Annotated in this window: 2 protein-coding genes; both read left to right on the top strand. The window is 71.2% G+C overall.

Annotated features, from left to right (window positions below):
* On the top strand, positions 1 to 2,293 hold a 2,293-nt coding region (locus ACLQ28_RS34365; RefSeq protein ID WP_425690422.1), incomplete at its 5' end, for a type I polyketide synthase.
* A partial coding sequence (locus tag ACLQ28_RS34360) for a polyketide synthase docking domain-containing protein (protein ID WP_425690421.1) occupies positions 2,290 to 2,477 on the top strand: 188 nt, incomplete at its 3' end. The genes ACLQ28_RS34365 and ACLQ28_RS34360, both read left to right, overlap by 4 nt.

The following is a 2,477-nucleotide window of genomic DNA, read 5'->3' as shown; positions in this document are numbered from 1 at the left end:
CGAAAACGGACACCACCCCTTCACCATCCACTCCCACACCAACGGAAACTGGACCCAACACGCCACCGGCGTCCTCGGTACCGCGGTGACCACGGTGACCGCTGACCTGAAGGAGTGGCCACCGCCCGGTGCCGAAGCGGTGCAGATCGATGGGCTGTACTCGCGGCTGCACGGGCTCGGGTTGCACTACGGGCCGACCTTCCGCGGGTTACGCCGGGCGTGGCGCAGCGGCGACGACATCTATGTCGAGATCCGCCAAGATGACGGCGAGGAATCGAGCGCCGCCGGGTATCAGGTCCATCCCGCACTGCTCGATGCCGTGCTGCACGCCCTCGGGCTGTACGGCGGAACGGAGCCACACCTGCCGTTCGGATGGAACGGCGTGGCGCTGCACGGAACCGGCACCGCCGTCCTGCGGGCCCGACTGACCCCGGTCGGTGAGCGCTCGTACGCCCTGACGGTCGCGGACGATACCGGGCAGGGGGTGCTGTCCGTGGCGGCGCTGACGACCCGGCCGGTAGCCGTACGCCAGATCGAGGATGCCCTAGCCGGCCGCGACGTGCCGCTGCTACGTCTGGACTGGCAGCCGGTGCCGGTCGGCGATGCGGCCGATCCCGCCGAACACCACCGGGTGACCGGTGGGCACGGCGCCGCGGCCACGGCCCGGCAGGTGCTGGCAGTGCTCCAGCAATGGCTCGCCGCCGATCGGCCCGCGGCCGACCGGCTGGCTGTCGTGACGAAAGGCGCGCTGGCGGCGGTACCCGGCGACGACGTACGCGACCTGGACGCCGCGCCGGTGTGGGGGCTCATCCGCTCTGCCCAGTCCGAGCATCCCGGACGGTTCGCCGTCGTCGACCTGGATGACGACGAAGCGTCGCTGCGGGCACTCCCCGCCGCGCTCGCCTCGGCAGAACCGCAACTGGCGATCCGCCAGGGAGAGGCGTACGCCCCTCGCCTGGTCCCGGTCGGCGCGGTGCCGAGCCCGGACACCTCCGCCTTGGATCCGGACGGGACGGTGCTGATCACCGGCGGCACGGGAGCGCTGGGCGCCCACGTCGCCAAGCGCCTGGCCGTCCGGCACGGGATCCGGCATCTGCTGCTGGTCAGCCGCAGCGGACCCGCCGCGCCGGGCGCCGAAGCGCTGCGAGCGGACCTGGCCGCCCTCGGTGCGGAAACCACGTTCGCGGCGTGCGACGTCGCCGACCGGGCAGCCCTGGTCGAAGTGCTGAACGCAGTGCCGCCGGAGCGGCCGGTGACCGCGATCGTGCACACCTCAGGGGTACTGCGCGATGCTCTTCTCACTGAACAGAGCGACGTCCACCTCGACGCGGTGTTGCCCGCGAAAGCCGACGCCGCGGCACACCTGCACGAGCTGACCCGCGACGACCCCCGCGTACGGAAATTCGTTCTGTTCTCGTCCGCGGCGGCGACGTTCGGAGCGCTCGGCCAAGCCAACTACGCGGCGGCCAACACGTACCTCGACGCGCTCGCCCACCACCGGCGTAGCCTCGGGCTGCCGGCAACCTCGATCGCCTGGGGTCTGTGGGGCGAGTCGGGTGGCATGGCAGCGCACCTGAGCGACGCCGACCTGTCTCGCCTGCGCCGGGCCGGTCTCCCGCCGCTGACCGACGCGCAAGGCCTGAACCTGCTGGACGCCGCGCTGTCCACGGACGTCCCGCACGTGGTCGCCATCCGGGTCGACACCGCCGGGACGGAACTGCCGCCGCTGCTGCGGTACCTGGCACCTGCCCTTCCGCGTACGCCCCAGCGGCGCACACCGCTGGCCGGCGTCCGGGAACACCTCATGGACCTTCCCGCCGACGAGCGCGGGTCGGCCCTGCGGAGACACGTCGTCGAGCAGGTCTCGGTCGCGCTGGGCCACGAAACGCCGGCGTCCGTCGGCCAGCACGTTCCCCTCGGTGAGCTGGGCCTGGACTCGCTGATCGCGGTCGAGCTGCGCAACCGGCTCAGCGAGACCACCGGGCTGCGGCTACCGGCGTCGCTCACCTTCGACTACACCACCGTGGACGCTCTCGGCGACTTCCTGTACGAGCAGCTGTTCCCGCCCGAGCCCGGCGGTGATGTGTTCACCCACCTGGACCAGCTGGCCACGGCACTGGCCGGCGCAACCCTCGATGCCACCGGCCGGGCCGGTGTCGCCGAGCGGCTGCGTGGTCTGTTGCAGGAGTACGACACGCAGACCGCCGCCAACGAGAGCGTCGCTGGCGAGATCGAGTCCGCGAGCGCCGATGAGCTCTTCGCACTCATCAACCGAGAGTTCGGAAAGTCATGACCGCGACGGGGGACGCTGTGACGGGCACCGAAGAGAAATTGCTGGAACACCTGAAGTGGGCGACCGGCGAATTGCACCGTACCCGCCAACAGTTGACTGACGCCCGGGCCGCGGCGCGTGAGCCGGTGGCGATTGTGGGGATGGGGTGTCGTTATCCGGGTGGTGTGTCGTCGGCGGATGGTTT

The organism is Micromonospora sp. DT201, from assembly GCF_049841575.1.
Taxonomy (GTDB): Bacteria; Actinomycetota; Actinomycetes; order Mycobacteriales; family Micromonosporaceae; genus Micromonospora.
This window is presented reverse-complemented; position numbering and strand designations above follow the sequence as displayed.